This is a genomic window from Rhizobium sp. 1399, from assembly GCF_031455475.1.
GTDB lineage: Bacteria > Pseudomonadota > Alphaproteobacteria > Rhizobiales > Rhizobiaceae > Rhizobium.
In genome coordinates this window covers 466,970-493,497 of sequence record NZ_JAVDSU010000003.1, presented here as the reverse complement: position 1 = coordinate 493,497, position 26,528 = coordinate 466,970, and the positions used below count along the sequence as shown (strand labels likewise).

The following is a 26,528-nucleotide window of genomic DNA, read 5'->3' as shown; positions in this document are numbered from 1 at the left end:
CATGCAGCTGGCGGGATCGCCATATCCAGATGAACTCTGATCGCCCGGGAAATCCATAAGGTTGAGGTCTAGCGCACTACGCCGAAGGGATAGGTTTCAAGCGTGTTATAGCTCAATACGCGGATCGGCGAGCGTCTGCAGGATTTCGACGATGATGTTCACGAGAATATAGAAGGTTCCGAGAACAATGGTGACGCCGAGAACGGCCGGAAGATCGGCGCTGGTCAGGGACTGCACCATATAGAGCCCGAGGCCGGGCCACCCGAAGACAAGCTCGACGATCAGCAGGTTGCCGAACAGAAGCCGGATCTGCAGACCGATCATCGCCAGAGTCGGCGAGGCGGCGTTGCGAAGACCATGGCGCAAGACTACCGCTGTCTCTCGAAGCCCCTTCCCCCGCGCAGTCCCGATATAGGCCTGCTGCATCACCTCGCGCAGCGCGCTGTTGAGGCTTCGCCCCACCGCGACGGCGATCGGTAGCGCCAAAGCGCAGGCAGGCAGAAACAAATGCCGGATCGCATCCAGGCTGAGGTCGCCCCTGCCGCCGATAAGCGCATCGATGAGATTGAAGCCGCTTGGGCCGGCGAAATCAGCATCGCTCATCCTGCCCGACCCAGGCAGCCAGCCGAGACGGAACCAGAAGACATAGACCAGAAGCAAGGCGGACATGAAAATCGGCACCGAACCTGCCGCAATGAAGAGAAACCGCAGCCCGCCGGAGCCACCGACAATATGAGGTAGCACCGCGAGAATGCCTGCCAGCAAAAGCCCGATGCAGAGAGCCGCCAATGACAGTTCGAGCGATGCCGGCAAATATTGCCTGATGTCGGCGGCGACCGGCTGACGGGTCCGGACCGACGCCCCGAGATCGCCCCGCGCCAGCCGCGACAGGAACCGGCCATATTGAACGACAATAGGATCATCGAGGCCGAGCTGCTGGCGAAGCGCATTCACGTTTGACAGAGGTGTGAGCGGCCCGGCGATGGCGCGCGCGGGGTCGGCGGGAATGATGCTTTGCAGGCAGAATACCGCAAAGCTCATCATCAGGAGAACGGCAGCCAGACCCAGTATGCGCCTGAGGAAATATGCCAGCATATTCTAGGCCCCTCGCAATGCAGTCCGCAGACCATCTCCTGCGAGACTGGCGAAGAGGCAGATGAGAAAAATGACCGCTGCCGGCAACATTGGAAGCCACCAATAGACAGAGAGGCTATCGAGCGCACGGGATGTCATAGCCCCCAGTTCGGGTGCCGGCGCCGGCTGGCCGAGCCCGATGAAGGACATCAGCGACATCGTCATGATCACGTTGGCGACATCAAGCGTCGCAGCGACCAGCAGGGCCGGAATGGCACCGGGAAGGATATAGCGCAGCAGCAGACGCGGGCCGCCGATGCCGGCAATTCTTGCAGCTTCCACATGCGGGCGGGCGTTCAGCCGGCGCAGTTCGTCGCGGGATATGCGGGCGTACCAGGGCCACCAAGCGATGCCGATCGCTATCATAGTATTGGTCAGCCCCGCGCCGAGCGTTGCGATCACCGCCAGAGCCACAAGCGTAGACGGCAAGACGAGGAAAAAGTCGACCAGCCATTGCGCCAGAATGTCGAGCCTGCGGCTGACGAGGCCGGGGACCATGCCGATGCATCCACCAACGATCAGGCTGACGAGAATGAGAACAATTGCGGGCAGCCATGTGTATTGGATACCGAGGACGATGCGCGAAAAAAGATCGCGCCCAATCTCGTCCGTCCCGAACCAGTGTTCCCATGAAGGCGGCAGATAAGCGGCCGCAACGCGAAGCTGAGGATTGAACGGCGTCAGCCACGTCGCGAACAGGGCGATGATCGTGATGATAATCGCTCCGAACACCCCGATCCGATCGATCCAGCCGATGCGCCCTAGGATGACGGGCCAGCGGACGAGCCGCTCCTCGGGGAGGAGTTCCGGAACGTTCATGTGTCCTGCCCGCCTGTGCTCACATGCATTCTCGATATCGAGGCAAGAATGGCGTTCATCGATAGAGGATTGAAGCCGGCAGTTATCGTGTCAGGATCCCCTTCGTGCGTCACCCTGCCCTCTCCCAGCACGGCAATACGATCGGCGATTATTCTGGCGGCAGCCAGATCATGGGTAACGAACAGCACCGCCATACCGAGCCGCCGCCTGATCTCTCCGAGAAGGTTCAGCGTGGTGGCAGCGAGCGACACGTCGAGCGCGCTGATCGGCTCGTCGCAGAGCAAGAGTTTCGGCGGCACGACGATCGCGCGGGCAAGCACGGCACGCTGACATTGACCGACGGAGAGGCTGGCGGGTAGCGAAGACATCAGGCCCTCATCGAGGCCGACCAACGCAAACGCTTCGACGACCCTGTCGAGACGCTCTTCCTTGCCGAGTCCGAGATGCCTTAACCGATCGCCGATCTGCTCACCGATCGGCAGCCAGGGTGTCAGCGAGGCAACCGCATCCTGAAAAACAACCTGTGGGGCATCGTCAATCCGGACAATCTCGCCGCTGTCGGGCGACAGAAGCCCGGCCGCGAGCCTGAGGATCGTCGATTTGCCCGCGCCGCTCTCGCCGAGCAGGGCGACGCATTCACCAAGTCCGACCGAGAGATCGACCGATTCCAGCACCTTCCGCTGCCGGCGTCGGCCGAACAGACCGACAGTCGACGTGAAGCTTTTGCTGACATTGGACAGTCGCAGCGCCTCCACCGGCTTTGCTGTCGCAACGGTTGGCCAGGCTTCCGTGAAGCGATACTGACGTGCGCTGGATTGCGCCAAGTCGGGGAAGAAGCAGGCGGCAGTGTGTTCGGTAGCAGAAAGCGGCATGAGTTCGGGCCGGCTGGTTATGCACTCGTCCCTAATGACGGGACAACGGGAGGCATAGCAGCAAACATGCTCAGGATCGGCAAGGCTCAGTCGCTCCGCCGGCAGAGCGGGCAGGGAGCGCTGGCGATCCGTATCGAAATCGAACTGGGTCGCAAGCAGGCCGGCCAGATAGGGATGGCCGGGATGGGTCAGCGCATCGCCGGTTCTGCCGATCTCCAGAATACGCCCCCGGTAGAGCACGAGTACGCGATCAGCGAGCGATGCTGCAGCGGTCAGATTATGCGTGATGAAAAGTATTGTGGTCTGCTGCTCCCGCGCCACCTTGCGCAGCAGTTCGAGAATCTTGCTTTGCAGGGCGAAGTCGAGCGCGGTGATCGATTCATCGGCAATCAGGACCTGCGGCTGTGCCATCAGCGCCATCGCGATCAGGATGCGCTGGCGCTGCCCGCCCGATAGGCGATGCGGAAATGCATCGAGTATGGCGTCCGCATCCAAGAGTCCGACCCGGCCCAGCCAATCCCTGATGAAATTATCGTCTCCGCCTGCCGATTCCCGCAGCTGATGGCGAATCGTCATCGTCGGGTTGAGCGCACCCATCGGATCCTGCGGAATGGCGCGAACTAGCCCGTGACGGGCAGCCCGCAGCACCCGCGGCGTTGCTCCCACGATCTCGGTGCCGGCAACATGAATGGAGCCGATGACACCAGCTTCGCTGGAGGCCGGCAACAGGCCCTGGATTGCCGCGCCGAGGGTGGTTTTGCCGGAACCACTTTCGCCGACGACCGCGATGATCTCGCCCGGCATAGCCTCGAAGCTGATGTCGTCGAGCACGAGGTGATCGCGACCATTTCGCCGAAGGACGACTTGGAGATCAGCGATGGAGAGCGCAGCCCTGGTCACAGCCTCCACAGCTCCCCGCAGGTGAAAATGCAGCAATGAATCCTGCCGAGAGTCGTGCGCTCAACCATCAGCGCCCCACACTTGAAAAGTCGATGCTGCCTCTCGGGAAGACAGGACGAAGACCGAGATCCTTTAGATCCTTGCGATGGACGACCACGTCGTCGACATCGACGAGCGGAATGAAATGGCCGGCGTCGAAATACATGCGCCCTGCCTTTTCATAGAGTGTGTTGCGTGTGCTCATATCCGTTGCGGAGGCACCTTCGGCGATGACGGCGTCCGCCTCCGGAAGGGCGCTGCCATAAAGGTTCAGCGGCGCGTCCTTGGTGAAGAATGCCTTTGCCTGGCTATCGGGATGGGCCGCATCCGGAGAGGCGATGATCAACAGCATATCGGGAGCCGCCGGATCGCCCTTCATGGCATAGGCTGCCCCCGGCGGCATGATATGGGAGGTCGCCTCGACGCCGATCATCGATAGCTGCGCGATCATCAGGTCGGCGATACGCCCATAGCTCGGATTGGCGCTATAAAGCCCGATGTTGAGCGCGACAGGGCCGTGCTTGGCGATAGTGGACTTCGCAGCATCGAAATCGGTCGGAAACCGTACCGGCTGCGCCGGATCCAGCATGATGTTCGGAAAGAGCGATTTCGAGACTTGGGCATATTGCCCGAAGGCATCGCTTGCCCACAAATTCGGATTGATCGCGGTCAGAACCGCCTTGCGAACCTCGGCATCTTCAAGCAGCGATCCCGGCCTAACGAAAGCCTCGAACTGCGCCATGCTGGGGGCAGATGTTATTTCCAGATCGGCCGGCAGACTGCCGAGCTGTGCGAAGGGGTAATTGGTCGGCACGCCATCGATTTCGCCAGCCTTCAATTTGAGAATTTGCTGGCCGATATCGGGGATGACGGGCAGTTCCACCCTGCTGAAATAGGGTTTGGCGCCCCAATAGTTTTCGTTGCGCTCGAGCACGTAGCGTTCGCCACGCTTGAACTCGGACAATTTGAACGGCCCGGTCCCAGCTGCATGCTCGGTCAGCCATCCCGTCGCAAAATCACCCTTGGCATGCTCAGAAATCGCGGCCGGGCTGATGATTTTCGGCCCCCACGGGCTTGCAAGGCCATCCAGGAATGAGGGCTGCGCGTGCCGTAGCGTGATGACGGCAGTGGACCTGTCTGATGCTGCGATATCTGCCAAGTTGGCTAGTGTGTAGTTCTGCACAAAACCGCCGTCGCGGCGGCGCTTGAACGAGGTGACGACGGCATCGGCATTCAAGGCCGTGCCGTCGTGGAACTTGGCGCCCTCGACGAGGTGGAACGTGTAGGTCAAGCCATCGCCGGAGATCTCCCAACTCCTTGCCAGTGATCCGACAATCCTGGTCGAGCCCGCCTCGTATTTGACGAGGCCCTCATAAATGCTGTCCAGCGTCGTCAATCCGGCGACTTCGAAACCATTATCCGGATCCAGGGTGCCGATATCAGACGAATAGGGAATCCGCAGGATATCTTCTGCATGACCGGCCGCGACGCAGATCAGCGATCCAAGCAAAAATGCAAGCAGGCGAAGACTGATAACCCGGTTGAAACGTGAGAATATCGAAGCGAACAAGATTATCGGCATTGAGTGATCCGTGATTGCGTCATACCGGCCGCGGACGGCGGAAGCGCAAGGCAGCTATTGCCCGGCACGCACCGTCGTCGAACGCCCATTATCATCACAATCATAGCGGCGTGTTACTGAAAAGCTTTGAAGATTCCGCGCCATAAATATTTCTGCTTTCGCGGGCGAAGCGATGCCGCGGAGGCATTTTCATCGCCTGGCGGCCGCCCCCGTTTTCAACCCGACATCATGAAGATAGGCTTCCAATGCCGCCACGTCGCCCTGCGAGACGATCGCGCCGACATAACCATCCGGACGGACAAGAATCCGGTCACCTGACGCAACTTCGTAAGTGTCGCGGAACTGGTTCTTGTTATCGATCAGGTCGCCGCCTTGCCCGATGCTTTGGATATGCAATCCTTTGCGTGGCTGGAGGCCAACCGTCTCCACTTCAAATTCCAGCAGCGTCCAATGAGGGCCTTTAAAGAGGTCAAACAGCCGCGCGGGTTGTCCTGCGGCGCCTTTCAGCAGCGCGTCGGGGGCGCGGTTGCCGGCAACGATGCGAGCCTGACGCTGGGGGTCTTCGAGCGACAGGCTCGAACCGAGGTAGCCGATGTCCAGTTGCCGAACCTCACGGCCACGCCGAATTTCGCCACGCTTCATGTCTTCGAGCAATCTGGTCGCAAGTCCCAGCATGCTTGCCGCGACCGGACGGCGCTCTTCCTCATAGCTATCGAGAAGCGTCTCCGGGGCGCCTGATAGGACGGCTGCCTGCTTCCAGCCGAGATTGTAGGCGTCCTGAACGCTGGTATTCAGACCCTGGCCGCCCGTCGGCGGATGGGTATGGGCCGCGTCTCCGGCGAGAAAGACGCGACCGACACGATAGCTGTCGGCAAGCCGGGCATTCATGTTGAATGCGGATGCCCAGGAGACAGACTGGATGAGGATATCCGTACGACCGGTCCGTTCGGCAGTCAGCGCCGTAAGCCCTTCGGCCGACAGGTCGATGTCGCCTTCGAGAGGCACTGGTCCCTGCATCTGGAAAGACCCTTTTTCGGTCAAGGGACAAAAGGAAATCTGTGTCTCCATCGACCCCTCGTTGAAGCGATGCCAGACATCGCGGCTGAGGCCTGTCAATGTCACGTCGGCAACGATGGCGCGAACGCCGAGCGTCTTTCCGGGAAAGCCGACGGCGAGCGCCTGGCGCACAAAGCTTCGGCCGCCGTCGGTGCCGATGAGATAGGATGCGCGGATAGTCTGTTCTTCGCCGCCATTGGCAAGTCTTGCTGTTACACCCTGCCCATCCTGTTCGAAGGCGACCAGTGCGCAGCCGAACTCCGGAGCATGGCCGAGTTCGGCAAGGCGCTCCCGCATCGCTCTCTCCGTCAGGAATTGAGGCACGAGCAGAGGCACTCCGTAGGGTTCCGATGGGACCGGCTCACAGGCCTCGACAAGTGCGACATCTCTCATGCTGCCGTCGCCGCGATATTCACGCTGATGCGGATAGTAACCGCCGGATGCGGCAATCTTGTCGACGATGCCTAGGTCCTCGAACACTTCCAGGGTTCGCGGCTGTATCCCTTTGCCGCGCGAACCTCGGAACGGATCATCCATCTTCTCGATCAGCCGGAAAGATACACCTCGCCGGGCGAGATCGATCGCTAGCGTCAGGCCAGCCGCGCCGGCACCACAAATCAATACATCGATTGCGTCATCCTCTGTCATTGCTGCCGCTCCTATTTATGTGTATTATGCACATAACAGGAGAGCTGGAATGTCGTCAACAAAACATGTGCAAAATACACATATCTCAAATCGCATCCATGAACTTCACGGATCGCTGCTTGAGATCGTCAGCGTGATGAACCGGCCGCAACGGGATGAGGCAATGGTCAAGGAGGCAGGGATTTCGCTCGACCGCGCCCTCTTCCCCTTGCTGGTGGGCATTGAAAGATTGGGGCCGATTGGCGTGGTCGATCTGGCTGACCGCGCCGGCCGGGACTACACAACGGTCAGCCGTCAGGTCGCCAAGCTGGAGAGCCTCGGCCTCATTCAACGTCAGCCGAGCGCGACAGACCGGCGCGTCAGCGAAGCGGTCGTCACCGCGAAGGGCAAATCGATGACAGATCGCGTCGATGCGGCGCGTGAGAGGATAGGTATCGAGATATTCAAGACCTGGGATCCCGATGATCTGGACAATCTGGTCCGCCTGATGCGGAAGTTTGCCGATGCCGTGATGGATCATCCGGCAAAAAGCTGACGAGCCACGGTACAGATGGGCAGGCTAACGGACGGAAATGAGGCGCCAGCGGGATCGCAGGCGCCTCGAAACTCTCAACCGAAGCCGGCCTACCAGCAGGTGAATCCTGCATCGACGTTGACAATTGCCCCCGTCATCAGGCTTGCCGCACCGGATGCGAGGAAGAGAACCGCGCTTGCAACCTCTTCCGGCGTGCCCATTCGCCCCATCGGCGTATCGGCAAGCCAGATCGGAATCCGCTCGCGATTGGCTTCGACTGCAGCCACCATCGGCGTCTCGATATAGGTTGGCGCGACAGCATTGATCCTGACACCGTGCTGAGCCCATTCGGCCGCCATGGAACGGGTGAGGTGGTGAACGGCAGCCTTGGAAACGTTATAGGCCGTCTGCGGCTGCGGCCGATTGCAGATGATGCCGGACATTGAGCCGAGATTGACAATCGCCCCGCGTTTCATCGCCACCATATGGCGGCCGAAGGAGCGAGAGCACCAAAAGACACCATTGACGTTGACATTCATCATCCGCAGCCAATCGGCATCCGTGACATCTTCTGCTGCAATCCCGTTCTGGCCGATCCCGGCATTGTTCACCAGGATCGTCACCGGCCGTCCGCTGTCGGCGAGTTCATTAGCGATCGCCTCCATGCGGGCGGAATCGGTCACGTCACCGAGACGCAACTCGACGTCATATCCCTTGTCTTTGAGAGACAGAGCCTGCTCTGCGTCCGATTCATTACGCTCGATCACGACGACGGCGGCACCGGCCTCGGCAAGCGCGTGGGCGCAGCAAAGTCCAATGGCGCGTCCGCCGCCGGTGACGACCGCGCGTTCACCATCGAGACGGAATTTTTCCTGATAACTCATGGTTCGGTCCCTCAGATGTCGAATGCGCTTGGAAGAACGACGATGTCGCGGATCGTCACGTTGCGCGGACGCGTCAGCATGAACATGATCGCGTCGGCCACCTCCTTGGGTTCGATCAGGGCGCCGGCCTCCTTCGCCTTGCGGAGGTTCTCCTCCGGCCAGTCGGCCAGCAGCGCGCTGATGACCGGTCCTGGCGAAACCGAGCCGACACGAATGCCGCTTTTCAGAAGCTGGCGGCGCATCGTCTGGACAAAGCACGTCATCGCCCATTTCGACGGCGAATAGACCGGCTCCCATGGAACGGGCGAATGGCCAGCGACCGAGCTCGTGACGACGATGTCGCCTGTGCCGCGCCCGATCATGTGCGGAATGACGGTCCGGACGTTCTTGATCACCACATTGACGTTGAGGTTCAGCATCCGGTCGATGGCGTCGAGATTGGCATCCGCGAGGTCGCCACCGATATAGGTGCCAGCATTGGCATGCAGAATGTCGAGCTGTCCCACCTTCGACAGCACGCGGTCAAGAAGCTGAGCACATGCCTCCGGATCCAGCAGGTCCAGAGCGAGAGGTATCGCCTGCTCCCCGAGACGCTCGCAGGCTGCTTTTAACGCCTTCTCGTCGCGGTCAACGAGAACGACCGTGGCCCCTGCCGCGATCATCGCCTCCGTCGATGCCATTCCGATACCAGACGCTGCGCCAGTGATCGCAGCGATCTTCCCTTTCAACTCGTTCATTCTTTCCTCCTCGGTTATGCGGCCTCATCTCACTCCGCCGCATGCTGCATGATATTCGGCAAGGCTCTTCGCCACCCGCCAGACCAAAACCTCCTCCGGATCGAGCGGCGTGTCGGAAAATCGCTCGGCGTCCGGCATGTGCTGCCAGAACAGCGGGAGCGGTACGGATTTTCCGGCGAGTGCGTCGCAAAGACGCGCAACGGCAGATTGAGCCTGTTCAGCCGTCCAATAGTACCGGATGCGATCGGACAGCGAATAATGCCGAAGCCAGCGCTGCTCGCCCTCCGTGCCATGATAGTGACGGCTCCAATGCTCCCGATGCGCCAGCATCAAAGCCTCCATCGCAGCGTACAGGGGACGCTCGCCATAATCAGGCACGAGGTCGGATGCAATCAGGTCCAGCCCATAGAGGGCCTCGCGCAGAACGAAAGTTAGTTCCGGTCCGACCTTGAGGATCGGAAAACCGTCTTCAACGAGCGCGGTCAGCGGACCGGTGCCCTGATAATCGGTGGAATGCGCTTCGAACACGAATTGCGGCTCGTCCTCGAGCACCTGCTTCAATTTATCGATCTTGCTGCGGTCGTACCTGATGACATTGTGGTTGCCGAACTCGACGCCCGGCTGCACCACCAGGCCGATGGCACGCCCAAACGCCTCCGTAAGGCCGGCCTCGGCGAAAACGCGGCGATGGACATCGATCGTCCGCCTGGCGGCCGAAGCCGCAGTCGGCTCGATCGTGGTCAGCGCGTGATCCGCGCCGCCGGGAGGAGGAACCTCCGTGCCGATCACATAAACCGGCATGGCGCTCCCTGCCCGCCTTGCCGAGGTCTCTGCGACAGCGGCAAGGCGGGCAGCGCGATGAGCGGTCGTCTCGTCGTCCAATGCGGCGGGTTCACCCATGCAGCCCATCGATGCGTCCAGATGGATCTTGCGGAACCCGGCATCGACATAGGCCGCCACCATCCTCTCAGCCTCAGCCATGGCTTCTTCGTCCGCACGTTCCCGCCAGGGATTCGGTCCGAGATGGTCGCCGCCAAGCACGATGAGGTTTTCCGGGCAGCCCTCCTCTTCGGCGATGCGCAACACAAGAGCCGCAAAGTTCGCAGGGGTCATTCCGGTATAGCCGCCCAGATGGTTGACCTGGTTGCAGGTGGCTTCGATTAGGACCGTGCTCGAATGGTCACGCCCATGACGCAGCGCAGCCCGCAGCACGATTGGATGGGCCGAGCAGACCGAGGTGATCCCTGCGGGGTGGCCCTGAGCCCTGAGCGCAGCCAGTTCGTTCAGCTTTATCTGCATTACGAGCGCCTTTTCGTCGAGGCGATGAATGCGTCGAGTTCCTGGTGCGTGCCTGCGCCTTCCATCGGACCGCGGATCGTCACATTGCGCGCACCTGCGGCCGAACCATAGGTGAGAGCCTCGCCCGGAGACATTCCGAGCCGCCGGCAGGTGAGGTAGGCCCCGCCGAAGCAGTCGCCGGCGCCGGTAGGATCGACCTCTTCGACGAGAAATGCAGGAGCGTCGATGCGGTCGCCGTCCCTGCCGAAATAGGTCGCGCCCTCCGCTCCGCGCTTCAGCACGATCTCCTTCACGCCTATTTCGAAAAGACGGTGGATCGCCTCGGCTTCGCCCGAGATGCCGGCGGCCCGCTCAAGCTCTTCCCCTGACGGCAATAGAAGATCGGCGGTGGCGACAAGCCTGGCAAATCGACGCTCGGTATCCTCGTCGAGCTGCAATTCCTTGCGGATATTCGGATCGACCGAGAGCGTTCCGCCTCGCGCCTTCACGATGTCGACAGCCTTGTCGATTACTTCCCGAGCGCTCGGAACGGAGAGAGCCGAACCCATCACATGGAGATGTCCGCTGCGGTTGATGAGATCGCTGACGCCCTGCGACCAGCCGAAGCGGGCGGCCGCGGACTTCGCGATATTGTAGACGAAGTCGCGGGAGCCGTCCTTGCGGTATCGGACGAAGGCGCTTCCGGTCGGATAGTCAGGGTCGATGGAAATGGTCGACACATCGACGCCATCACACCTGAGGCGGTCAATATTGACGCGACCGAAATCATCGCTGCCGACTGCCCCGACCATCGCCGCTGCTCCGCCCAGCCGGCCGCATTGCGAGATGAAGATCGCTGGCGCCCCGCTGGCAAACGGACCGACGAGCGGCTGAGCCTCACGAAAGCCTTCTCCGACCGTCGTCGCAACGATCTCCACGAGGATCTCGCCGACGCAAACCGTGGGACCGAGATGGTCCGGAGCCAGCACTGAAACCATTGCAATCCTGCTTTCGATAGGTGTCGCTAAATCGCTGTTGATCGTTGTAGTGCACTGTCTTCGCCACCGAATTCCTCGTTTTCGAGAGAGAGGAAGCGTTGGTGCAGCATGCATGCCGCCCCGAAGGCGGAACCGAACTCCGCGTCGCCATCGACGACGATCTCGGGGGTCGGAAAAGGAATGTTCTGGCCTTCCGACATGTGGACCGCCACACGGGCCGCTACCATCGGATAGAGCGACGCTACGGAACCGCCGAGCACGATCCTATCAGGATCGAGCAGACGACAGGCCTGCAGCAGCGCGTAGGCGAGATGCCGCGACCAGATCTCCGCTATGTTCACAGCATCAGGAACACGATCGCGAACATCGGTGAGGAAATCCTGCAGATCGACGTCGGTGCGGCCGGTCGCCTCCCGGTACTGCCTGATCAGTACCTCGCGGCCGATCAGTTGCTCGAATTTCTGTCCGCCGCTTCCCGGCACGAGGGTATGGCCGATTTCGCCGGCAAGGCCATGACCGCCGCGAAACAGCTTTCCATCAATCATGATCCCGCCGCCGACGCCGGTTTCCATGAGCAGAAAGAGCGTTACGCCGGAAACGCCATGACGATAGCTGTCACCGATCGCGAAAGCATTGGCGTCGTTTTCCACCGCGATCGGCACCTCGGCTGGAAAGGCACTGCGGCCGATCTCCTTCAGCGGCACCTCCCGCCAGCCAATGATCGGCGCCAGCGTGACAATTCCTTCCGGCCGGATATGCGCGGGCGCAGATATTCCGAGCCCTTTGCAGCGCTCAATCATCTCCTTCGACATGGCGTCCATGATCAGTTCGACGCCGCGCGCCACGGCCTCCTCCACTGTCGAGGACTGCGCATGGAAGGCCAGCCTGCGGCAGGCCCGGACATCTGCCGAAAAGTCCACGACAACAGCAGATATATGCTCGACGCCAAGTTCTATCCCGGCAAAGAATGCGGCATCCGGAACCAGTTCGAGCATGATCCCCGGACGGCCGGCACGGGATTGTTCCGAGCGCTGTTTGCTGCTGTCTTCCGACTCCTGGACCAAGCCGCTTTCCGTCAGTTCGGCGACGATCTCCCCTGATGACGAACGGTTCATCCCGAGCTTCCGCGCCAGATCGGCCCTGCTCAGGCGGCGATGGCTGTAGATCGTCTGCAGGGCTGCGACGATGTTGTTCTGCCTGATCCTGCGCGGCGAACTTCCGATGGAGACGGTGTCGTTCATGTTCATTTCTCTTCAAATCGACTGCTCCAGCCCACACTTGCGAAGCAGATCGGCAGAAGGATTATCAGGGGCGTGCGTTCGTGACGCGGCGCCGTTTGGCTTCTTCGTATTTCAGTTCGATATAGCGTTTGGCATGGGCCGCCAACGGGTCGTTATCGGTCCACGTGTCGCGCCAGATTGCGCAGGCAAGTGAGAGGCCTTCATCGACAACAGTGGTCGAAAAGCTTTCGAAGACGATGTCGCGCTTGTAGTCGATGTCGAGCAAGGCATCGAAAATAAGGTCGAAGTTAATGACGCCGTCGCCGAGATAGCCGCGGTTGCTCTCGCCGATGTGGAAGTAACCAATCTTGTCGCCGGCGAGCCGGATCGCGGCAGCCGGATTTGCTTCCTCGATATTCATGTGAAAGGTGTCGAGATGCAGTCGGACATGGTCCGAGCCGGTTTCGGAGATGAACTTCAGGCCCTGCGCGGCCGTATTCAAAAGGTTCGTCTCAAAGCGGTTCACGATCTCCAGGACGAGATCGACCCTCGCATCCTTCGCGACATCCGCAGTCGCAGCGATTGTGGCGACGCTGTTGTCCCAGCCCTTCTTCGTCGGCTGGCGGTTGTACTTGGTGTGCGCGGAATAGAGGATCCCACCAAGCTTGTTTCCGCCGATGTCACGGACCGCACGCACGGCATCTGCCAGCGTCTGCTTGCCGGCGGATACCGCAGCGGCATCCTCGCTCGAAATATCCCTGTCGATCGGCAGGCCCATCGTCACGCCGATCTCGACATCGAGCGATTGCGCGAGCTTCGCCAGACGGTCGAGATTGAACTTCTCGGGGCGCAGATAAGCGAATTCGATTGTGCGATATCCATGCTCGGCCGTTTTGTTGAGAGCCATTTCGAGGCCCTCCTGCGTTTGGCCGCCTGTCCATACAAATGAATGGATACCCAATCGGCGCATGGCTTTTTTCCTCCGCTGAAAGCCTTTCGTTGCGCCACAGCTATGCCATTTAGTATGGTAAAGCAACAAATAAATTCACAGTTTAGAATTTTGCCATTGCGAGAGAATTCATTGCGTTGCAGCATTTTAGTGAACGGACTCTGCCTCTGTTACTTTTTCCAGAATTAGTTCTTACCAAAATCAACGACATAGCCGACATATTTGCAGGTTTAGACAACAAATATTGCGTGAGCGGCATTTTTCGTCTACACAATGGCCCGGCGAAATGATCTCGCTGCTATCTGGGAGGATTGAAATGAATTACGCTCTGAAGGCCAGCGCGCTTGCGCTGACGCTCAGCCTCGCCACCGCGGCTTCGCCGGCATGGGCAGACTTCTGGTCCGACGCCGGCGCCAAGTTCAAAGGCGTGACCTTGCACGGCGTGACCGAAAGCACGCCGCCATCCAACTACATCAAGGACGTGCTCGCGCCGGAATTCGAGAAGAAGACCGGCATCAAGGTCGAAATCGAGACGACGTCCTGGGATCAGATGTACGACAAGGCCATCAAGGACATGGAGGCCAAGACTGGCATCTATGACATGGTCTACATCGAGCAGGACATCATCTATTCGTATCTGTCCCGGAATTTCCTCGTCAACATCACCCAGACGCTCAAGGACCAGGCGGATCTGAAAGCGCCGACCTACGATGACGCGAACTTCACCAGCTTCGCCGACTACTTCAAGGACAAGAAGGGCGATCTCTTTGGCGTACCGATGGAAGCCTTCCTGAAGACCTATCTCTATCGCAAGGACCTTTTCGACGATCCGAAGATCAAGGAAGCCTTCAAGAAGGAAACCGGCAAGGACCTGAAGCCGGCGACCACGCATGAGGACTACACGCAGATCGCCGAATTCTTCACCAAATACGGCAAGGATAACGGCATTGAGCTTTGGGGCACCACCGCTCAGGCCCACACAGGTCACGCCGCGTCCTGGTACGAATATTTCGAATCCATCGCGCCGACCTTCGGCGTCTACAACTGGGGCATCGACGCCAGCAACAACTACGCAGCGACGGTCGAGCATGGCGGCGCAATGAACAGCGACAAGGCGAAGGCCGCGCTGAAATACTGGCTGCATCTGCGCGACATAGCCCCGCCGGAATCGACCCAGTCGACCTGGACGGAAACGGCGACGACTTTCGCTGCCGGCCGTGTTGCTCAAGGATTGATCTACGGCGAGAACGCCGCATGGATCGCGAGCGATCCTGCGCAGTCGAAGGTGGTCGACAAAGTAGGCTTTGCCCTGCCGCCACTCGAGCCGGGTGTCCTGGAGGATGCGAAGTCAGGAAAGGGCTATATCGGCTATTATGACGGCGGCGCCTTCGGCCTGCCGATTACATCCAAGAATAAGGAAGCAGCTCTGCTGTTCCTCGAATTCATGGGTCAAAACGACGTGCAGCCCGACTGGGCAATCGCAGCACCCCGCATCACCAACAAGGCGACCTTCGACGACCCGAAGGTCAAGGCGATGGACGTCAAGCTCGGCGGCTTCTACACGATGCTGAAGGATCAGGGCAAACTCTTCGCCGGCGCTCCTCCTTATCCGTTCCATGCCCAGTTGCGTGAAGCAACCCTGCCGATCTTCTTCGATATCCTGACCGGCAATATCGCGCCCGACGAAGGTCTCGACCAAATGGCCGCCAAGACGGAAGAGGAGCTGACGTCGCTCGGCTATCGCAAATAAATCATCCTCCCCACCTTGGCGGGTCGTCTTCGCTTGGCGACCCGTCTCTTTCCCGGCTCGATAGGCCGCCCAAAGGGTGCCAAAGAGGATGAGGCAATGCATTCACAAAAGCTCGGATGGCTGTTGCTGTCACCGACGATCCTGATCCTCGGGCTCTTCGGCATCTTTCCGTTCATTTACGTCGTCTGGGTTTCGTTTCACCAGTGGAACCCTTTTGCCGCAAATCCGCTGATGGTCTTCAACTGGGCATCGAATTATCGAACCCTCGTTTTCGACAAACAGTTCCTGGCCTCGCTGGGCATCACCATTGCCTTCGTCTTCTTCGCGGTCGTTTCCGAACTCGTCCTCGGATACATGCTCGCGCAGGCGCTGATGAAGGACTTTCCGGGAAAAGCCTTCTTCCGCACCATTCATACTCTTCCTCTGATCATGGCGCCCATCATTGTCGGATCGGTGTGGAAACTGATGACAACGCCGTCGATCGGCATCATCCCATATCTGCTGCGAAGCTGGTTCGGTTACGATCTGAACATCGGCCAGAGTGCGCTCGCGGCCTTCTCCATCACTGTCATCATGGACGTCTGGCACTGGACGCCGCTGGTCACCCTGTCCCTGATTGCCGCCCTGGTCTCGCTTCCGCCAGATCCCTTCGAGCAGGCGCAGATCGATGGCGCCGGCAAGAGCCAGATCTTCTGGCATATCACGCTCCCTCTGATCCGCCCTGCCCTGCTGGCCACGGTGTTCATCAGGCTCATGGACGCGCTGCGTACGGTCGACGAAGTCCTGATGCTGACCGGAGGCGGTCCGGGGTCGTCGACGCGCTATATCGGCGTTCACATCTTCAGGGAAGTCTTTCCAAAAACGAATTACGGCTACGGTTCAGCCATCTCGGTCGTCGTACTTTATCTCACCATCGTCGTCTGCTGGCTGCTCTACGTCGGCCTGATTGCTCCCCGCGCGAAGAGAGGCTGATGCGATGAAAAGACAGAATCCCTGGCTTTCGGTTCTCTTGTGGACGCTGATAAGCTTTGCAACCCTCTTCCCGATCTACTGGCTCTTCGTCATCTCGCTGAAGCAGCCCTTTGACCTGTTTTCCACGCCGGACGTCATCCTTCGGAGCTTCTTCTGGAAGAACTACCAGGACGTGCTGACGAACGAGACCTTGCGGCGATATATGATCAACTCGCTGGTCATTTCGTCGGGGAACGCGATCCTGGTGACGACCCTCGGCTTTCTTGCCTGCTACGCGCTGACGCGCTTCGATCTCGCAGGCAAGGAAAGCATTTTCTTCTGGACCATCACCAACCGCATGGCGCCTCCGGCGGTCTTCCTGCTGCCGCTCTTCCTGCTGCTGACGCAGGTTTACAGGATCGGCGACTTTTCGCTGGCGGATACCAGGCTTGGCATGATCCTGGTCTATTGCTCCTTCAACCTTCCCTTTGCCATCTGGACCCTGCGCCCGACGGTAGAGGCCATTCCCAAGGAACTGGACGAGGCGGCCTATATGGATGGCGCAAGCCCCTGGATGGTCCTCTACGACATCGTCTTTCCCTTGGCGCGACCGGGGCTTGCGGTGACGCTCATCCTCACCTGGGTCTTCGCGTGGAACGAATATCTGCTCGCTGCGACACTCACCAACTTCAACGCCCGCACACTTACCACCGGCCTGTCGGAATACGTGACGACGACAGGAACTGCCTGGGGCATCATGGCGGCGATCTCGATGCTGACATTGATCCCGGCGCTCATCGTCTTCTCGGTGGTGCAGCGTCACATCGTTGCTGGCCTGACCTTCGGCGCAGTGAAAGGATAGCGAGATGGCTTCGGATTCTCGAAACAACGAAAAACTGCCGGGCTTCCTGCCGATCGAGACGAACTGGTTCGACCGGCTGTTCATCTCCGTCGTGATCTGGGTCGCGCTCTCTCTGTTCTGGCTGCGGTTCATCGAACCGTTCGGGCTTTCGGTATGGTTTGCGGTGGCAATCTCCGCCGTACTCGGCGCCTACATCGTCTGGAAGGGGTGAGCGGGTGAATTCCATCAACACTATCAAGACGCAAGCCGTGCTGGATTAGGGAGAAAAGACATTGGCAAACGTACAGGTCAGCGACGTCACCAAGAGATATGGCGCTCTTCAGGTGATGCATGGCGTTAGCGTCGATATCGAGGATGGCGAATTCGTCGTGCTGGTCGGCCCTTCGGGATGCGGCAAGTCAACGCTGCTGCGCATGATCGCCGGTCTCGAGACCGTCAGCAGCGGCGACATCCGCATCGGCGGTCGCGTGGTCACCAACGCCCCGCCGAAGGAGCGCGACATCGCCATGGTCTTTCAGAGCTACGCGCTCTACCCTCACAAGACGGTCGCAGAGAACATGGGCTTTCCGCTAAAGATGGCGAAACGCCCGAAATCGGAGATCGATGAAAAGGTCGGCAAAGCAGCCGCAATCCTCGACCTGACGCGTTATCTCGACCGCTATCCGAAGCAGCTGTCAGGCGGACAGAGGCAACGCGTTGCCATGGGCCGAGCCATTGTCCGCGACCCGCAGGTCTTCCTGTTCGACGAGCCGCTGTCGAACCTCGATGCCAAGCTTCGCGTCACCATGCGCGTCGAAATCAAGGAACTGCACCAGCGGCTGAAGACCACCACCGTCTATGTCACGCACGATCAGATCGAGGCCATGACGATGGCCAACAAGATCGTCGTCATGCGCGACGGACGGGTGGAACAGGTTGGCAAGCCGCTTGATCTCTATGACTTTCCGGCAAACCTCTTCGTTGCCGGTTTCATCGGCAGCCCGTCGATGAACTTTCTCCAGGGCAAGATCGCAACTCGCGACGGAAAGCAGGTTGTCATCACCGATCAGGGCGTTACCCTCCCCATGGACCGCGTGAACGCAGAGGAGGGCAAGGCCGTAACCTACGGTATTCGCCCGGAACACATAACCATCAGCGATGACGGTATTCCGGTGGAAGTGTCGGTATACGAGCCGACCGGCTCAGAAACGTTGATCTTCGGCCGTGTGGGAGGAGTGCCGATCGATGCCCTGATCCGTGAGCGCATCGAGGTCGAACCCGGCCGGACGCTGCATTTTCATATTGATCCGCGGCGTGCTCACATCTTTGATCAGGCAACGGGACAGCGATTGTAAGGTGAGGAACAAATGAATTTCGAAGGCAAAAAAGTGATCGTCACCGGTGCCGGCAAGGGCATCGGCCGCGTTGTCGCAGAGATGCTGGTCAAGCGTGGGGCCAAGGTTACGGCACTCACCAGAAGCGCTGACGATGTCGTTTCCCTACGTGAAGACCTTGGTTGCGAAGCGATTCAGGTCGATCTTGCCGATGCAAAGACGACGCGAGAGGCGGCGCGCGCCGCACTTCCGGCAGATTTCCTTATCAACTGCGCTGGAACAACCGAGCTGCAGCCCTTTCTCGAAACCACGGTCGAAGCCTTTGACCACCTGATTGCAGTCAACACGCGCGCCCCGATGATCGTCGCACAAGAGTATGCGCGGTCCCTGATCGAGAACGGCCACCCTGGAGCCATCGTCAACGTCTCCTCTGTCGCAGCCTTTGTGGGTATCCCGGATCATGCGGCCTATTGTGCATCGAAGGGCGGTCTGGACGGCTTGACGCGCGTCATGGCCAAGGAACTGGCGCCGCAGGGCATCCGGGTAAATGGCGTGCATCCGACGGTGACGCTGACGCCGATGGCGATCAAGGCCTGGAGCGATCCGGAGAAAGCCGCCGGAATGCAAAAGCGCATCCCGGTCGGCCGGTTCGCAGAGCCCGAGGACGTGGCAGAGGTGATCCTCTTCCTGCTCTCGGACGAAGCCGCGATGGTCAACGGCATCTCCATGCCCATCGACGGCGGCTACATGATCGCGTGAAACCCTATATGCCTACGGATCAGCCGCCGGAGGCAATCTTCCTGGCGGCGTTGATCTGTTTGCGGGCTCCGGATCGTAATTGCGCGGTTTCCGCTCCGGCAATGACGAAAGCGAAGCCGAATTTCAGAAGCTCGCCGGCGCGCTCGCCGTCACCGGCAAAGGCGCAGGCAAATTTTCCGTGCGCGCCGCAACGCGCGACGGCATGCTGCATGGCACTGTCGATCTCGGCGGCATTCGGCGCCACCTGATCCCCGTTCGATAGTGCGATGGAGAGATCCGACGGGCCGATGAAGATGCCATCGATGCCGGGCACGCCAAGGATATCGTCGATCGCTTCGAGCGCCGCGCGCGTCTCGATCATGGCGATTGCGACCGTCAAATCATTGGCGGTCCTGAGATAGTCGTCAGCCGAAAGGCCGGTGTGGTTGAGTGCCAAAGACGGGCCCCAGCTGCGCTCGCCGACCGGCGGATATTTTGTGGCCTTCACGAAGGCCTTCGCATCCTCGGCCGAATTGATCATCGGCGCGATGATGCCCGACGCACCGGCATCGAGCAGGCGCGAAGCAGAGGCGAAATCACCGACCGGAATGCGAGCGAGCGCCGGCTTGCCGGCGATACGCACATGGCCGACAGCAGCAGCTGCAGACGGCAGGTCCCACATGCCGTGCTGCATGTCGAGCACAACGGCATCGAAGGCTTCCTGAGCCAGATGATTGACCAACAGCGGATCGGGAATGCCCACCCATGCGGAGATCATCCGGCTTTCGTCGTTCCGGATCCGGGCTGCAAAGCCGTCGATATCAGCTGCACTCATGGCATTCTCCTCAGTTCGCCAGGCCACCAATGGCCATGTATTTGACCTCGAGGAACTCTTCGATGCCGTATTTCGAACCCTCACGGCCGATGCCGGACTGCTTCATGCCGCCGAAAGGAGCGACCGCTGTCGAGATGAGTCCCTCGTTGATACCGACAATGCCGAATTCGAGAGCCTCGGCAACCCGGAAGATGCGACCGACGTCGCGGGCGTAGAAATAGGCGGCAAGACCGAAGGGCGTGTCATTGGCCATTTCGATCGCCTCTTCCTCTGTCTTGAAGCGGAAAAGAGGGGCAACCGGGCCGAAGGTTTCATCCGAGAAGATTTCCGCCTCGCGGGAGACATCCGAGAGAATGGTGGGCAGGTAGAAATTGCCGCCACGCTGATCGCGCTTGCCGCCGCAGACGATCTTCGCGCCATGCCTGACGGCATCCTCGACATGCATCTCGACCTTCTTGAGCGCAGCTTCGTCGATCAATGGGCCGAGCGTGACGCCCTCCTCCATGCCATCGCCGAGCTTCAGTTTGGCAACGGCGGCTGCGAGCTTTTCGGCAAAGGCGTCATGCACCTTGTCCTGCACGAGAATGCGGTTGGCGCAGACGCATGTCTGCCCGGTATTGCGGAACTTCGAGCCCATGGCGCCCTTGACCGCCTCGTCGAGGTCGGCGTCGTCGAAGACGATGAAAGGCGCGTTGCCGCCAAGTTCCATGCTGGTCTTCTTGATGGTCGGCGCGCATTCGGCGAGCAGCTTGGCGCCGACCGCCGTGCTGCCGGTGAAGGTGAGCTTGCGCACCTTCGGACTGGCGGTGATCGCAGGACCGGTGTCCGACGAAGGGCCGGTGATGACGTTGCAGACGCCGGCCGGAAAGCCCGCCTCTTCAGCCATCACGGCAAGCGCCAGCGCCGAATAGGGCGTCTGGCTTGCCGGACGAATGACGCCGGTGCAGCCTGCGGCCCAGCCGGGACCGGCCTTGCGAGTGATCATCGCCGAGGGAAAGTTCCACGGCGTGATCGCCGCAAAGACGCCGATCGGCTGCTTCTGCACGATCAGGCGTCGGCCCGGAACCGGCGAAGGGATCGTGTCACCATAGACGCGTCTCGCCTCTTCGGCGAACCACTCGATGAAGCTTGCGGAATAGACGACCTCGCCACGGCTTTCGGAAAGAGGTTTGCCCTGCTCGATCGTCATGATGGCCGCGAGATCCTCGAGATTCGCGTGCATCAACTCGGCGAGCTTCCAGAGATGGTTGGCGCGCTACTCGGCAGTCAGTGCCGCCCATGCCTTTTGCGCCTTGTAGGCGGCATCGATCGCGCGGTTCGTCTCCACAGCACTCATCGCAGGCACGGTTCCGATTACCTCGCCGGTCGCAGGATTGGTGACGTCGTAGGTACGGCCACTATCGGCCTGCACCCATTGGCCGCCAATATAATTCGCTTCGCGAAAAAGCTCCGGACGGCGGAGCTTGTAGCCCGAAAGTCTGTTGCTCATGACTGTATACCCTCCATGAAACGCGGTTGCCGGGGATCAGACGGCCGGAATATTCTCGTCATCGGGGGCGAAGTTCGATCCCCGCAACGCTTCGCAAACGGCGCTCGTCACATCCGCCGTGGTTGCTTTGCCGCCAAGATCTGGAGTGAGAATGCCGGCAGCGCAGACCTGTTCCACCGCTGAAATCAGTATCTTTGCCGCAACCGCCTCGCCGAGATGTTCCAGCATCAGCGATGCCGTCCAGAAACTTGCGACGGGGTTGGCGATGCCCTTGCCGGTTATATCGAAAGCCGAACCATGGATCGGCTCGAACATCGAGGGGAAACGGCGTTCGGGATCGACATTGCCCGTCGGCGCAATGCCGAGCGAGCCGGCAAGTGCGGCGGCAAGATCCGACAAGATGTCGGCATGCAGGTTGGTTGCAACCACCGTGTCGATGCTCTTTGGTTTTGCGACCATGCGGAAGGTCATGGCATCGACCAGTTCCTTGTCCCAAGTCACATCGGGGAAGTCCTTGGCGACCTCGGCGGCAATCTCGTCCCACAGCACGAGGCCATAACGCTGCGCGTTGGACTTGGTGACGACGGTCAGAAGCTTGCGCGGGCGCTTCTGCGCCTCGCGGAAGGCAAAGCGCATGATGCGCTCGACGCCGCGGCGCGTGAAGATCGAGGTTTCGGTCGCCACTTCCTCTGGCAGGCCGATATGGGCGCGGCCACCATGGCCGGAATATTCGCCCTCGGAATTTTCGCGCACGATCAGCCAGTCGAGATCGCCTTCTTCGACACCCCTCAGCGGGCTTTTCACACCTGGGAAGATGCGGGTCGGGCGGATATTGGCGTACTGGTCGAGACGCTGGCAGATCGGCAGGCGCAGGCCCCAGAGTGTCACGTGATCGGGAACGTCAGGCGCCCCGACCGCGCCGAAATAGATGGCGTCGGCTTGCTTCAGCAGAGACAGGGCATTCTCCGGCATAAAGACACCGGTCTTGCGGTAGCGCTCGCTGCCCCAGTCATAATGGTCAACGTCGAGTGTGAAAGCGCCGCTGCGGGCGGCCAGCACTTCGAGCACTTCGAGGCCGGCGGCGATGACTTCTGGGCCAATGCCGTCGCCGGGAACGGAGGCGATGCGGTAGCGACGGAGCGGCGTATTGGTATTGGCGTTCATGGGACCTCCTTAATAGTCAGATGAGGCCGCCATTGATCAGCAGCATCTGCTTGGCAATCATGCGGCTGTCGTCGGAGGCGAGCAACAGGCATTGACCACGCCCTCGACCTTGATCTCCTCGGGAATGCAGCAGCTTCACCCCGTCGGCGATCCTGCTTTCATGACTGTTGAGTTCTTGCACAGGCAACCAAGATTCTCGACGATATTGTTGCGATATTCGCTGCCTCCCTTGGAGGTGGAAGCATGGCATGATGATCGACTATCGAAAAGGGTGATCGCGAGAAGCTTGTCGAGATCGTCGGCCGTCATATCCAGCCATCGAAGGAAGCCTATCTGCGGCTGGCGAGCACGCAGTGGGCGCGTCCGTTCCGCTAAACCTCACTCAATGCAGCCCGCCGACCCCGAGCACTCGCTCCACGGCATCGTGATCGGCTGACAGTTCCGACGGTGTGCCGCTCCAGGCAAGCCGGCCGCGCTCCAAGATAATGACGCGATCGGCGAAATCGAGGGCGCTCTGGATGCGCTGCTCCACTAGCAGGATGGTCATGTCGCCAGCCTTGGCAAGCTCGGTGAAGGCAGCCATCAACTCCTCGCAGATGACGGGCGCCAATCCTTCCAGCGGTTCGTCAAGCAGCAGCACGGATGGGCGGCCGAGAATGGTGCGGGCCGTCGAGAGCATTTGCTGCTCGCCGCCCGAGAGCTGGTTGCCAAGGTTCCTGCGTCGCTCTTTCAGCCGCGGAAACATCGCATAAGCTTCCTCCAGCGCCGTCCTCGGGCGCCCCTTCAGGCCGACGAACAGATTTTCCTCGACCGTCAGGGTCGGGAAAATACAGCGCGCCTGTGGCACATAGCCGAGACCGCGATGCGCGCGCGTTGCGCTCGGCGCATCGGTGAGATCAGCTTCACCGAGCCAGATGCGCCCCTCATAACGTTTCGTCTGGCCGGCGAGCGTTGCGAGCAGCGTCGTCTTGCCCATCCCGTTTCGGCCGAGCACGGCGAGGCGACAGCCCGAGGGCACCGAGAAGGAGACGCCTTCGAGCACTTTTGTCGGACCGTAGCCGGAAGAGAGATTTTCAACCTCAAGCGACATGGCTGGCATTGGCATAGCTCCCCAGATAGGCCTCACGGACACGTGCATCCTTCGTCACTTCGGACGGCGCGCCATCAAAGATGATAGCGCCGGCCGCAAGCACGATGACGCGTTTGGCGAAACGGAAAACGAGGTCCATGTCATGTTCGATCATCAAGACGGCGAGATCGGCCGGAAGATCGGCCAGCGCCTGTTCGATACGACCTGTATCGCTTTGCGGTACGCCGGCTGCAGGTTCGTCGAGCAGCAGTACCTTGGGCTTGAGCGCAAGCGCCAACGCGATTTCCAGAAGCCGCTGCTGGCCATAGGCGATTTCGGCGACCTTGCGATGCATCAGCGGCCCAAGGCCAAGCTTGTCGAGCAACTCGTCGACCTCGGCCATGACATCAGGCATGGCCAGAAAATTACCAATAAGGCGCCCGGTTCGCCCCTTCCGGCGCAAGACGGCAAGCGCGACATGCTCGGCAGGCGTCATGTCCTGGAACAAGCGAGTGACCTGGAATGAACGCACGAGCCCTCGCCTGACGCGGCCGATCGCATCCACTTTCGTCACCGTTTCGCCGGCAAGCAGCACCTCGCCGGAATCGGGCGCCAGATTACCGGTAACAAGATTGACGAAGGTCGTCTTTCCGGCACCGTTCGGGCCGATCAATGCAATACGATCGCCTGATGACATGGAGAGCGAGACATCGTTGGTGACGGCCAGACCGCCGAAGGCCTTCTTCAGATGGGCGACTTCGAAAACGGCGCTCACGGACGGGCCTCCTTGCGGCGGGCGACGAAGGCTGCAGCAGTGCCGTAAAGCCCGTTGGGTGCAAAGAGTACGACCGCGACCAGCAAGGCACCGATCATCGTCAGCCAGTGGAAAGGATTGGCGGCCGAGACATAATCCTCGAACAGCATGAAGATAACAGTGCCCGACAGTGCGCCAAACAGCGAACCCGTGCCGCCGAGCACCAGCATGACCAGCGCATCCGCCGATTGGGTAAAGGAGAGGCTGTCGAGACCGACGACCTGGGTGGAGATCGCGTTCAAGGCGCCGCCGACGCCGGCAACGGCACCTGAGAGCACGTACATCCTCGCAAGCGCTGCTTTCGGAGACGCGCCCATGGCGCGGATGCGCAGCGGATCCTCCTTGATGCCGCGGCAGAGCATGCCGAAAGGCGAGCGCACGAGCAGGCGCAACAGCACGAAAACGATCAACAGCAGAACGATGCCGAAGACATAGGCCGTGTGGCCATAGAGATCGAATTCGAACATGCCGAAAATCGGATCCGGCGAAATGCCCGACAGACCGTCGCTGCCGCCGGTCCAGGAAGACGCCTTATTGGCGAATTCGTGGAAGAGGTTGATGAGCGCGATCGACAGTACGAGCTGCGGCAAGCCATGGGCGCACAGAATGACGGCACCGCAGATAAGGCCGGCAATTGCACCGCCGAGAATACCGGCAAACGTCATGAGCAACGGATCGTTGATGCCGTAATGAGCCGAGAGAATACCGGCTGCATAGGCGCCGGAGCCGAAGAGCGCGGCGTGGCCGAGGGTAGCGATGCCGGCATAGCCGGTAACGAGATCAAGCGACAGGACCAGAAGCGCAATGGCGATGACGCGGGTCAAGAGCGCCAGATTGTCCGGAAAGGCGAAGTATCCGATGACGGCGGCGACGATGATGACGGCGATGCCCGAGAGATCGCGGCTCAGCGCGCTGCGCCGACGCTGGACCAGGATTTCCTTGTCATGCATAGCGAGCGTCATTTCGCCCTCCCGGCAAGGCCACGCGGGAAGATGGAGATGATGGCAATAACCGCGAGATAGAAGAAGAATTCGCCGAATTCCGGCATGAGATAACGTCCCGTCGTATCGATCGCGCCAAGCAGCAGGCAGGCGATCAGCGCGCCCGGAATGGAACCCGCACCGCCGACCGAGACGACGACGAGGAAGGTCACCATGTAGCGCAGCGCATAATAGGGTTCGACCGGCAGCAATTCGGCACCGACGACCCCGCCAAGTGCGGCAAGGCCGACCGCAACGCCGAAACTCACGGCATAGATGATCTCGGTGCGTACGCCGAGGGCCGCAGCCATCGCCGCATTATCGACCGAGGCACGCAGCTTCACACCGAAGCTCGTCCTGTCGATCACGAACCAGAGGCCGAGGGCGACGGCCAGACCACAGACGATGGCAAAGAGCCGATGCACGGGAATAGTGCGAAAGCCGAGATCAGCCGACCCCTGCAGCGCCTCGGCAAGCGGAATGGTCTTCAGCGTCGGTCCCATGAGATAGTTGGCGATGCCGATGACGCAGAAGGTGATGCCGATCGTCATCAGCACCTGCGTCAGCTCCGGTGCGCCGTAGATGCGCCGATAAAGAAAGCGCTCGATCGGAATGGCGATGATGATGGTTGCAGCCACTGCAGCAACAATCGCGACCATATAACCGAGCCCCAGATCGCGCGCGACGTAAGACGCCACGTAGCCGCCGATCATCGCGAAGGCGCCATGCGCCAGGTTGACGACGCGCATCAACCCCATCGTCACCGAAAGGCCGATCGATATGACGAAGAGCACCATGCCATAGGCAAGCGCATCCACGGCTATGCTGAAAACTGTCTGCATGGAACCACCCTGCTTTGATGCGGCGGACCCTGCCGGAAGCCGGCGGAAAATCTCCGCCGGGTCCGTCGCATGTCCCTTTCGAAGAGAGTTG

25 protein-coding genes and 1 pseudogene are annotated in these 26,528 nt (G+C 60.3%); 7 read left to right on the top strand and 19 right to left on the bottom strand.

What is annotated here, in order from left to right:
• Positions 1 to 105: 105 nt before the first annotated feature.
• From J2X71_RS13650 to J2X71_RS13630, 5 genes are all read right to left on the bottom strand, one after another.
• Positions 106 to 1,095, bottom strand: a complete 990-nt coding sequence (locus J2X71_RS13650; protein ID WP_310382601.1) for an ABC transporter permease — start codon at positions 1,093 to 1,095, stop codon at positions 106 to 108.
• Between the two features lie 3 nt (positions 1,096 to 1,098).
• A complete protein-coding gene (locus tag J2X71_RS13645; protein ID WP_310382600.1) occupies positions 1,099 to 1,953 on the bottom strand; it encodes an ABC transporter permease in 855 nt (284 codons plus the stop codon).
• Positions 1,950 to 3,725 carry an ABC transporter ATP-binding protein gene (locus J2X71_RS13640; RefSeq protein WP_310382599.1) on the bottom strand — a complete coding sequence of 592 codons (1,776 nt, stop codon included), beginning with the start codon at positions 3,723 to 3,725 and terminating at the stop codon, positions 1,950 to 1,952. The genes J2X71_RS13645 and J2X71_RS13640 overlap by 4 nt, the downstream gene beginning before the upstream one ends.
• A 67-nt stretch (positions 3,726 to 3,792) precedes the next feature.
• A complete protein-coding gene (locus J2X71_RS13635; protein WP_310382598.1) occupies positions 3,793 to 5,346 on the bottom strand; it encodes an ABC transporter substrate-binding protein in 1,554 nt (517 codons plus the stop codon).
• Between the two features lie 189 nt (positions 5,347 to 5,535).
• Complete coding sequence (locus tag J2X71_RS13630) at positions 5,536 to 7,050, bottom strand: FAD-dependent oxidoreductase (RefSeq protein ID WP_310382597.1); 1,515 nt, start codon at positions 7,048 to 7,050, stop codon at positions 5,536 to 5,538.
• Between the two features lie 49 nt (positions 7,051 to 7,099).
• On the opposite strand from J2X71_RS13630, the gene J2X71_RS13625 reads away from it, so the two are divergent.
• Positions 7,100 to 7,585 (top strand): MarR family winged helix-turn-helix transcriptional regulator, encoded by a 486-nt coding sequence (locus J2X71_RS13625; RefSeq protein ID WP_310382596.1) that lies wholly within the window; start codon positions 7,100 to 7,102, stop codon positions 7,583 to 7,585.
• Between the two features lie 89 nt (positions 7,586 to 7,674).
• Here the strand turns inward: J2X71_RS13625 and J2X71_RS13620 are convergent, their stop codons facing one another.
• From J2X71_RS13620 to J2X71_RS13595, 6 genes are all read right to left on the bottom strand, one after another.
• A complete protein-coding gene (locus tag J2X71_RS13620) occupies positions 7,675 to 8,448 on the bottom strand; it encodes an SDR family oxidoreductase (RefSeq protein WP_310382595.1) in 774 nt (257 codons plus the stop codon).
• 11 nt (positions 8,449 to 8,459) lie between these two features.
• The gene (locus J2X71_RS13615; protein ID WP_310382594.1) at positions 8,460 to 9,185 is read right to left on the bottom strand and encodes an SDR family oxidoreductase; all 726 of its coding nucleotides are present in this window, start codon (positions 9,183 to 9,185) and stop codon (positions 8,460 to 8,462) included.
• 24 nt (positions 9,186 to 9,209) lie between these two features.
• Positions 9,210 to 10,484, bottom strand: coding sequence for a D-tagatose-bisphosphate aldolase, class II, non-catalytic subunit (locus tag J2X71_RS13610; RefSeq protein WP_310382593.1), 1,275 nt, complete (start codon positions 10,482 to 10,484; stop codon positions 9,210 to 9,212).
• A complete protein-coding gene (locus tag J2X71_RS13605; protein WP_310382592.1) occupies positions 10,484 to 11,461 on the bottom strand; it encodes a sugar kinase in 978 nt (325 codons plus the stop codon). The genes J2X71_RS13610 and J2X71_RS13605 overlap by 1 nt, the downstream gene beginning before the upstream one ends.
• Before the next feature lie 26 nt (positions 11,462 to 11,487).
• Positions 11,488 to 12,702: an ROK family transcriptional regulator gene (locus J2X71_RS13600; RefSeq protein ID WP_310382591.1), complete on the bottom strand. Its 1,215-nt coding sequence runs from the start codon at positions 12,700 to 12,702 to the stop codon at positions 11,488 to 11,490.
• 64 nt (positions 12,703 to 12,766) lie between these two features.
• Positions 12,767 to 13,651, bottom strand: a complete 885-nt coding sequence (locus J2X71_RS13595) for a sugar phosphate isomerase/epimerase (RefSeq protein ID WP_310382590.1) — start codon at positions 13,649 to 13,651, stop codon at positions 12,767 to 12,769.
• A 295-nt stretch (positions 13,652 to 13,946) separates the two neighbouring features.
• On the opposite strand from J2X71_RS13595, the gene J2X71_RS13590 reads away from it, so the two are divergent.
• The 6 genes from J2X71_RS13590 (at position 13,947) to J2X71_RS13565 (ending at position 19,265) form a co-directional block, all read left to right on the top strand.
• A complete protein-coding gene (locus J2X71_RS13590) occupies positions 13,947 to 15,380 on the top strand; it encodes an extracellular solute-binding protein (RefSeq protein WP_310382589.1) in 1,434 nt (477 codons plus the stop codon).
• Positions 15,381 to 15,476: 96 nt separating this feature from the next.
• A complete protein-coding gene (locus tag J2X71_RS13585) occupies positions 15,477 to 16,352 on the top strand; it encodes a sugar ABC transporter permease (protein WP_310382588.1) in 876 nt (291 codons plus the stop codon).
• A 4-nt stretch (positions 16,353 to 16,356) separates the two neighbouring features.
• Complete coding sequence (locus tag J2X71_RS13580; RefSeq protein WP_113323263.1) at positions 16,357 to 17,193, top strand: carbohydrate ABC transporter permease; 837 nt, start codon at positions 16,357 to 16,359, stop codon at positions 17,191 to 17,193.
• Between the two features lie 4 nt (positions 17,194 to 17,197).
• Positions 17,198 to 17,404, top strand: a complete 207-nt coding sequence (locus J2X71_RS13575; RefSeq protein WP_310382587.1) for a DUF2160 family membrane protein — start codon at positions 17,198 to 17,200, stop codon at positions 17,402 to 17,404.
• Between the two features lie 61 nt (positions 17,405 to 17,465).
• Positions 17,466 to 18,527: a sn-glycerol-3-phosphate ABC transporter ATP-binding protein UgpC gene (locus tag J2X71_RS13570; RefSeq protein WP_310382586.1), complete on the top strand. Its 1,062-nt coding sequence runs from the start codon at positions 17,466 to 17,468 to the stop codon at positions 18,525 to 18,527.
• Between the two features lie 12 nt (positions 18,528 to 18,539).
• Positions 18,540 to 19,265, top strand: coding sequence for an SDR family oxidoreductase (locus J2X71_RS13565; RefSeq protein WP_310382585.1), 726 nt, complete (start codon positions 18,540 to 18,542; stop codon positions 19,263 to 19,265).
• A gap of 19 nt (positions 19,266 to 19,284) precedes the next feature.
• Here the strand turns inward: J2X71_RS13565 and J2X71_RS13560 are convergent, their stop codons facing one another.
• From J2X71_RS13560 to J2X71_RS13525, 8 genes and pseudogenes are all read right to left on the bottom strand, one after another.
• Positions 19,285 to 20,079 (bottom strand): aldolase/citrate lyase family protein, encoded by a 795-nt coding sequence (locus J2X71_RS13560; protein WP_310382584.1) that lies wholly within the window; start codon positions 20,077 to 20,079, stop codon positions 19,285 to 19,287.
• A gap of 10 nt (positions 20,080 to 20,089) precedes the next feature.
• Positions 20,090 to 21,568: pseudogene (locus J2X71_RS13555) on the bottom strand (NAD-dependent succinate-semialdehyde dehydrogenase).
• 36 nt (positions 21,569 to 21,604) lie between these two features.
• A complete protein-coding gene (locus J2X71_RS13550) occupies positions 21,605 to 22,732 on the bottom strand; it encodes a tartrate dehydrogenase (protein WP_310382583.1) in 1,128 nt (375 codons plus the stop codon).
• A gap of 16 nt (positions 22,733 to 22,748) precedes the next feature.
• Positions 22,749 to 22,919, bottom strand: coding sequence for a hypothetical protein (locus J2X71_RS13545; RefSeq protein WP_310382582.1), 171 nt, complete (start codon positions 22,917 to 22,919; stop codon positions 22,749 to 22,751).
• A 195-nt stretch (positions 22,920 to 23,114) separates the two neighbouring features.
• A complete protein-coding gene (locus J2X71_RS13540) occupies positions 23,115 to 23,831 on the bottom strand; it encodes an ABC transporter ATP-binding protein (protein WP_310382581.1) in 717 nt (238 codons plus the stop codon).
• Entirely contained in the window at positions 23,812 to 24,576 is a 765-nt protein-coding gene (locus J2X71_RS13535) for an ABC transporter ATP-binding protein (protein WP_310382580.1), read from the bottom strand. The genes J2X71_RS13540 and J2X71_RS13535 overlap by 20 nt, the downstream gene beginning before the upstream one ends.
• Entirely contained in the window at positions 24,573 to 25,577 is a 1,005-nt protein-coding gene (locus J2X71_RS13530) for a branched-chain amino acid ABC transporter permease (RefSeq protein ID WP_310382579.1), read from the bottom strand. Before J2X71_RS13530 ends, J2X71_RS13535 begins: the two co-directional genes overlap by 4 nt.
• On the bottom strand, positions 25,574 to 26,437 hold the full coding sequence (locus J2X71_RS13525; RefSeq protein ID WP_310382577.1) for a branched-chain amino acid ABC transporter permease: 864 nt from the start codon (positions 26,435 to 26,437) through the stop codon (positions 25,574 to 25,576). The genes J2X71_RS13530 and J2X71_RS13525 overlap by 4 nt, the downstream gene beginning before the upstream one ends.
• Positions 26,438 to 26,528: the final 91 nt, after the last annotated feature.

Excerpts from the sequence above, each read along its gene's own strand:
- J2X71_RS13615 (WP_310382594.1), bottom strand. The coding sequence starts at position 9,185 with ATGAACGAGTTGAAAGGGAAGATCGCTGCGATCACTGGCGCAGCGTCT.
- J2X71_RS13595 (WP_310382590.1), bottom strand. The coding sequence starts at position 13,651 with ATGCGCCGATTGGGTATCCATTCATTTGTATGGACAGGCGGCCAAACG.
- J2X71_RS13590 (WP_310382589.1), top strand. The coding sequence starts at position 13,947 with ATGAATTACGCTCTGAAGGCCAGCGCGCTTGCGCTGACGCTCAGCCTC.
- J2X71_RS13635 (WP_310382598.1), bottom strand. The coding sequence starts at position 5,346 with ATGCCGATAATCTTGTTCGCTTCGATATTCTCACGTTTCAACCGGGTT.
- J2X71_RS13650 (WP_310382601.1), bottom strand. The coding sequence starts at position 1,095 with ATGCTGGCATATTTCCTCAGGCGCATACTGGGTCTGGCTGCCGTTCTC.
- J2X71_RS13645 (WP_310382600.1), bottom strand. The coding sequence starts at position 1,953 with ATGAACGTTCCGGAACTCCTCCCCGAGGAGCGGCTCGTCCGCTGGCCC.
- J2X71_RS13525 (WP_310382577.1), bottom strand. The coding sequence starts at position 26,437 with ATGCAGACAGTTTTCAGCATAGCCGTGGATGCGCTTGCCTATGGCATG.
- J2X71_RS13550 (WP_310382583.1), bottom strand. The coding sequence starts at position 22,732 with ATGAACGCCAATACCAATACGCCGCTCCGTCGCTACCGCATCGCCTCC.
- J2X71_RS13575 (WP_310382587.1), top strand. The coding sequence starts at position 17,198 with ATGGCTTCGGATTCTCGAAACAACGAAAAACTGCCGGGCTTCCTGCCG.
- J2X71_RS13605 (WP_310382592.1), bottom strand. The coding sequence starts at position 11,461 with ATGGTTTCAGTGCTGGCTCCGGACCATCTCGGTCCCACGGTTTGCGTC.
- J2X71_RS13560 (WP_310382584.1), bottom strand. The coding sequence starts at position 20,079 with ATGAGTGCAGCTGATATCGACGGCTTTGCAGCCCGGATCCGGAACGAC.
- J2X71_RS13540 (WP_310382581.1), bottom strand. The coding sequence starts at position 23,831 with ATGCCAGCCATGTCGCTTGAGGTTGAAAATCTCTCTTCCGGCTACGGT.
- J2X71_RS13625 (WP_310382596.1), top strand. The coding sequence starts at position 7,100 with ATGTCGTCAACAAAACATGTGCAAAATACACATATCTCAAATCGCATC.
- J2X71_RS13600 (WP_310382591.1), bottom strand. The coding sequence starts at position 12,702 with ATGAACGACACCGTCTCCATCGGAAGTTCGCCGCGCAGGATCAGGCAG.
- J2X71_RS13580 (WP_113323263.1), top strand. The coding sequence starts at position 16,357 with ATGAAAAGACAGAATCCCTGGCTTTCGGTTCTCTTGTGGACGCTGATA.
- J2X71_RS13610 (WP_310382593.1), bottom strand. The coding sequence starts at position 10,484 with ATGCAGATAAAGCTGAACGAACTGGCTGCGCTCAGGGCTCAGGGCCAC.
- J2X71_RS13530 (WP_310382579.1), bottom strand. The coding sequence starts at position 25,577 with ATGACGCTCGCTATGCATGACAAGGAAATCCTGGTCCAGCGTCGGCGC.
- J2X71_RS13565 (WP_310382585.1), top strand. The coding sequence starts at position 18,540 with ATGAATTTCGAAGGCAAAAAAGTGATCGTCACCGGTGCCGGCAAGGGC.
- J2X71_RS13585 (WP_310382588.1), top strand. The coding sequence starts at position 15,477 with ATGCATTCACAAAAGCTCGGATGGCTGTTGCTGTCACCGACGATCCTG.
- J2X71_RS13630 (WP_310382597.1), bottom strand. The coding sequence starts at position 7,050 with ATGACAGAGGATGACGCAATCGATGTATTGATTTGTGGTGCCGGCGCG.
- J2X71_RS13620 (WP_310382595.1), bottom strand. The coding sequence starts at position 8,448 with ATGAGTTATCAGGAAAAATTCCGTCTCGATGGTGAACGCGCGGTCGTC.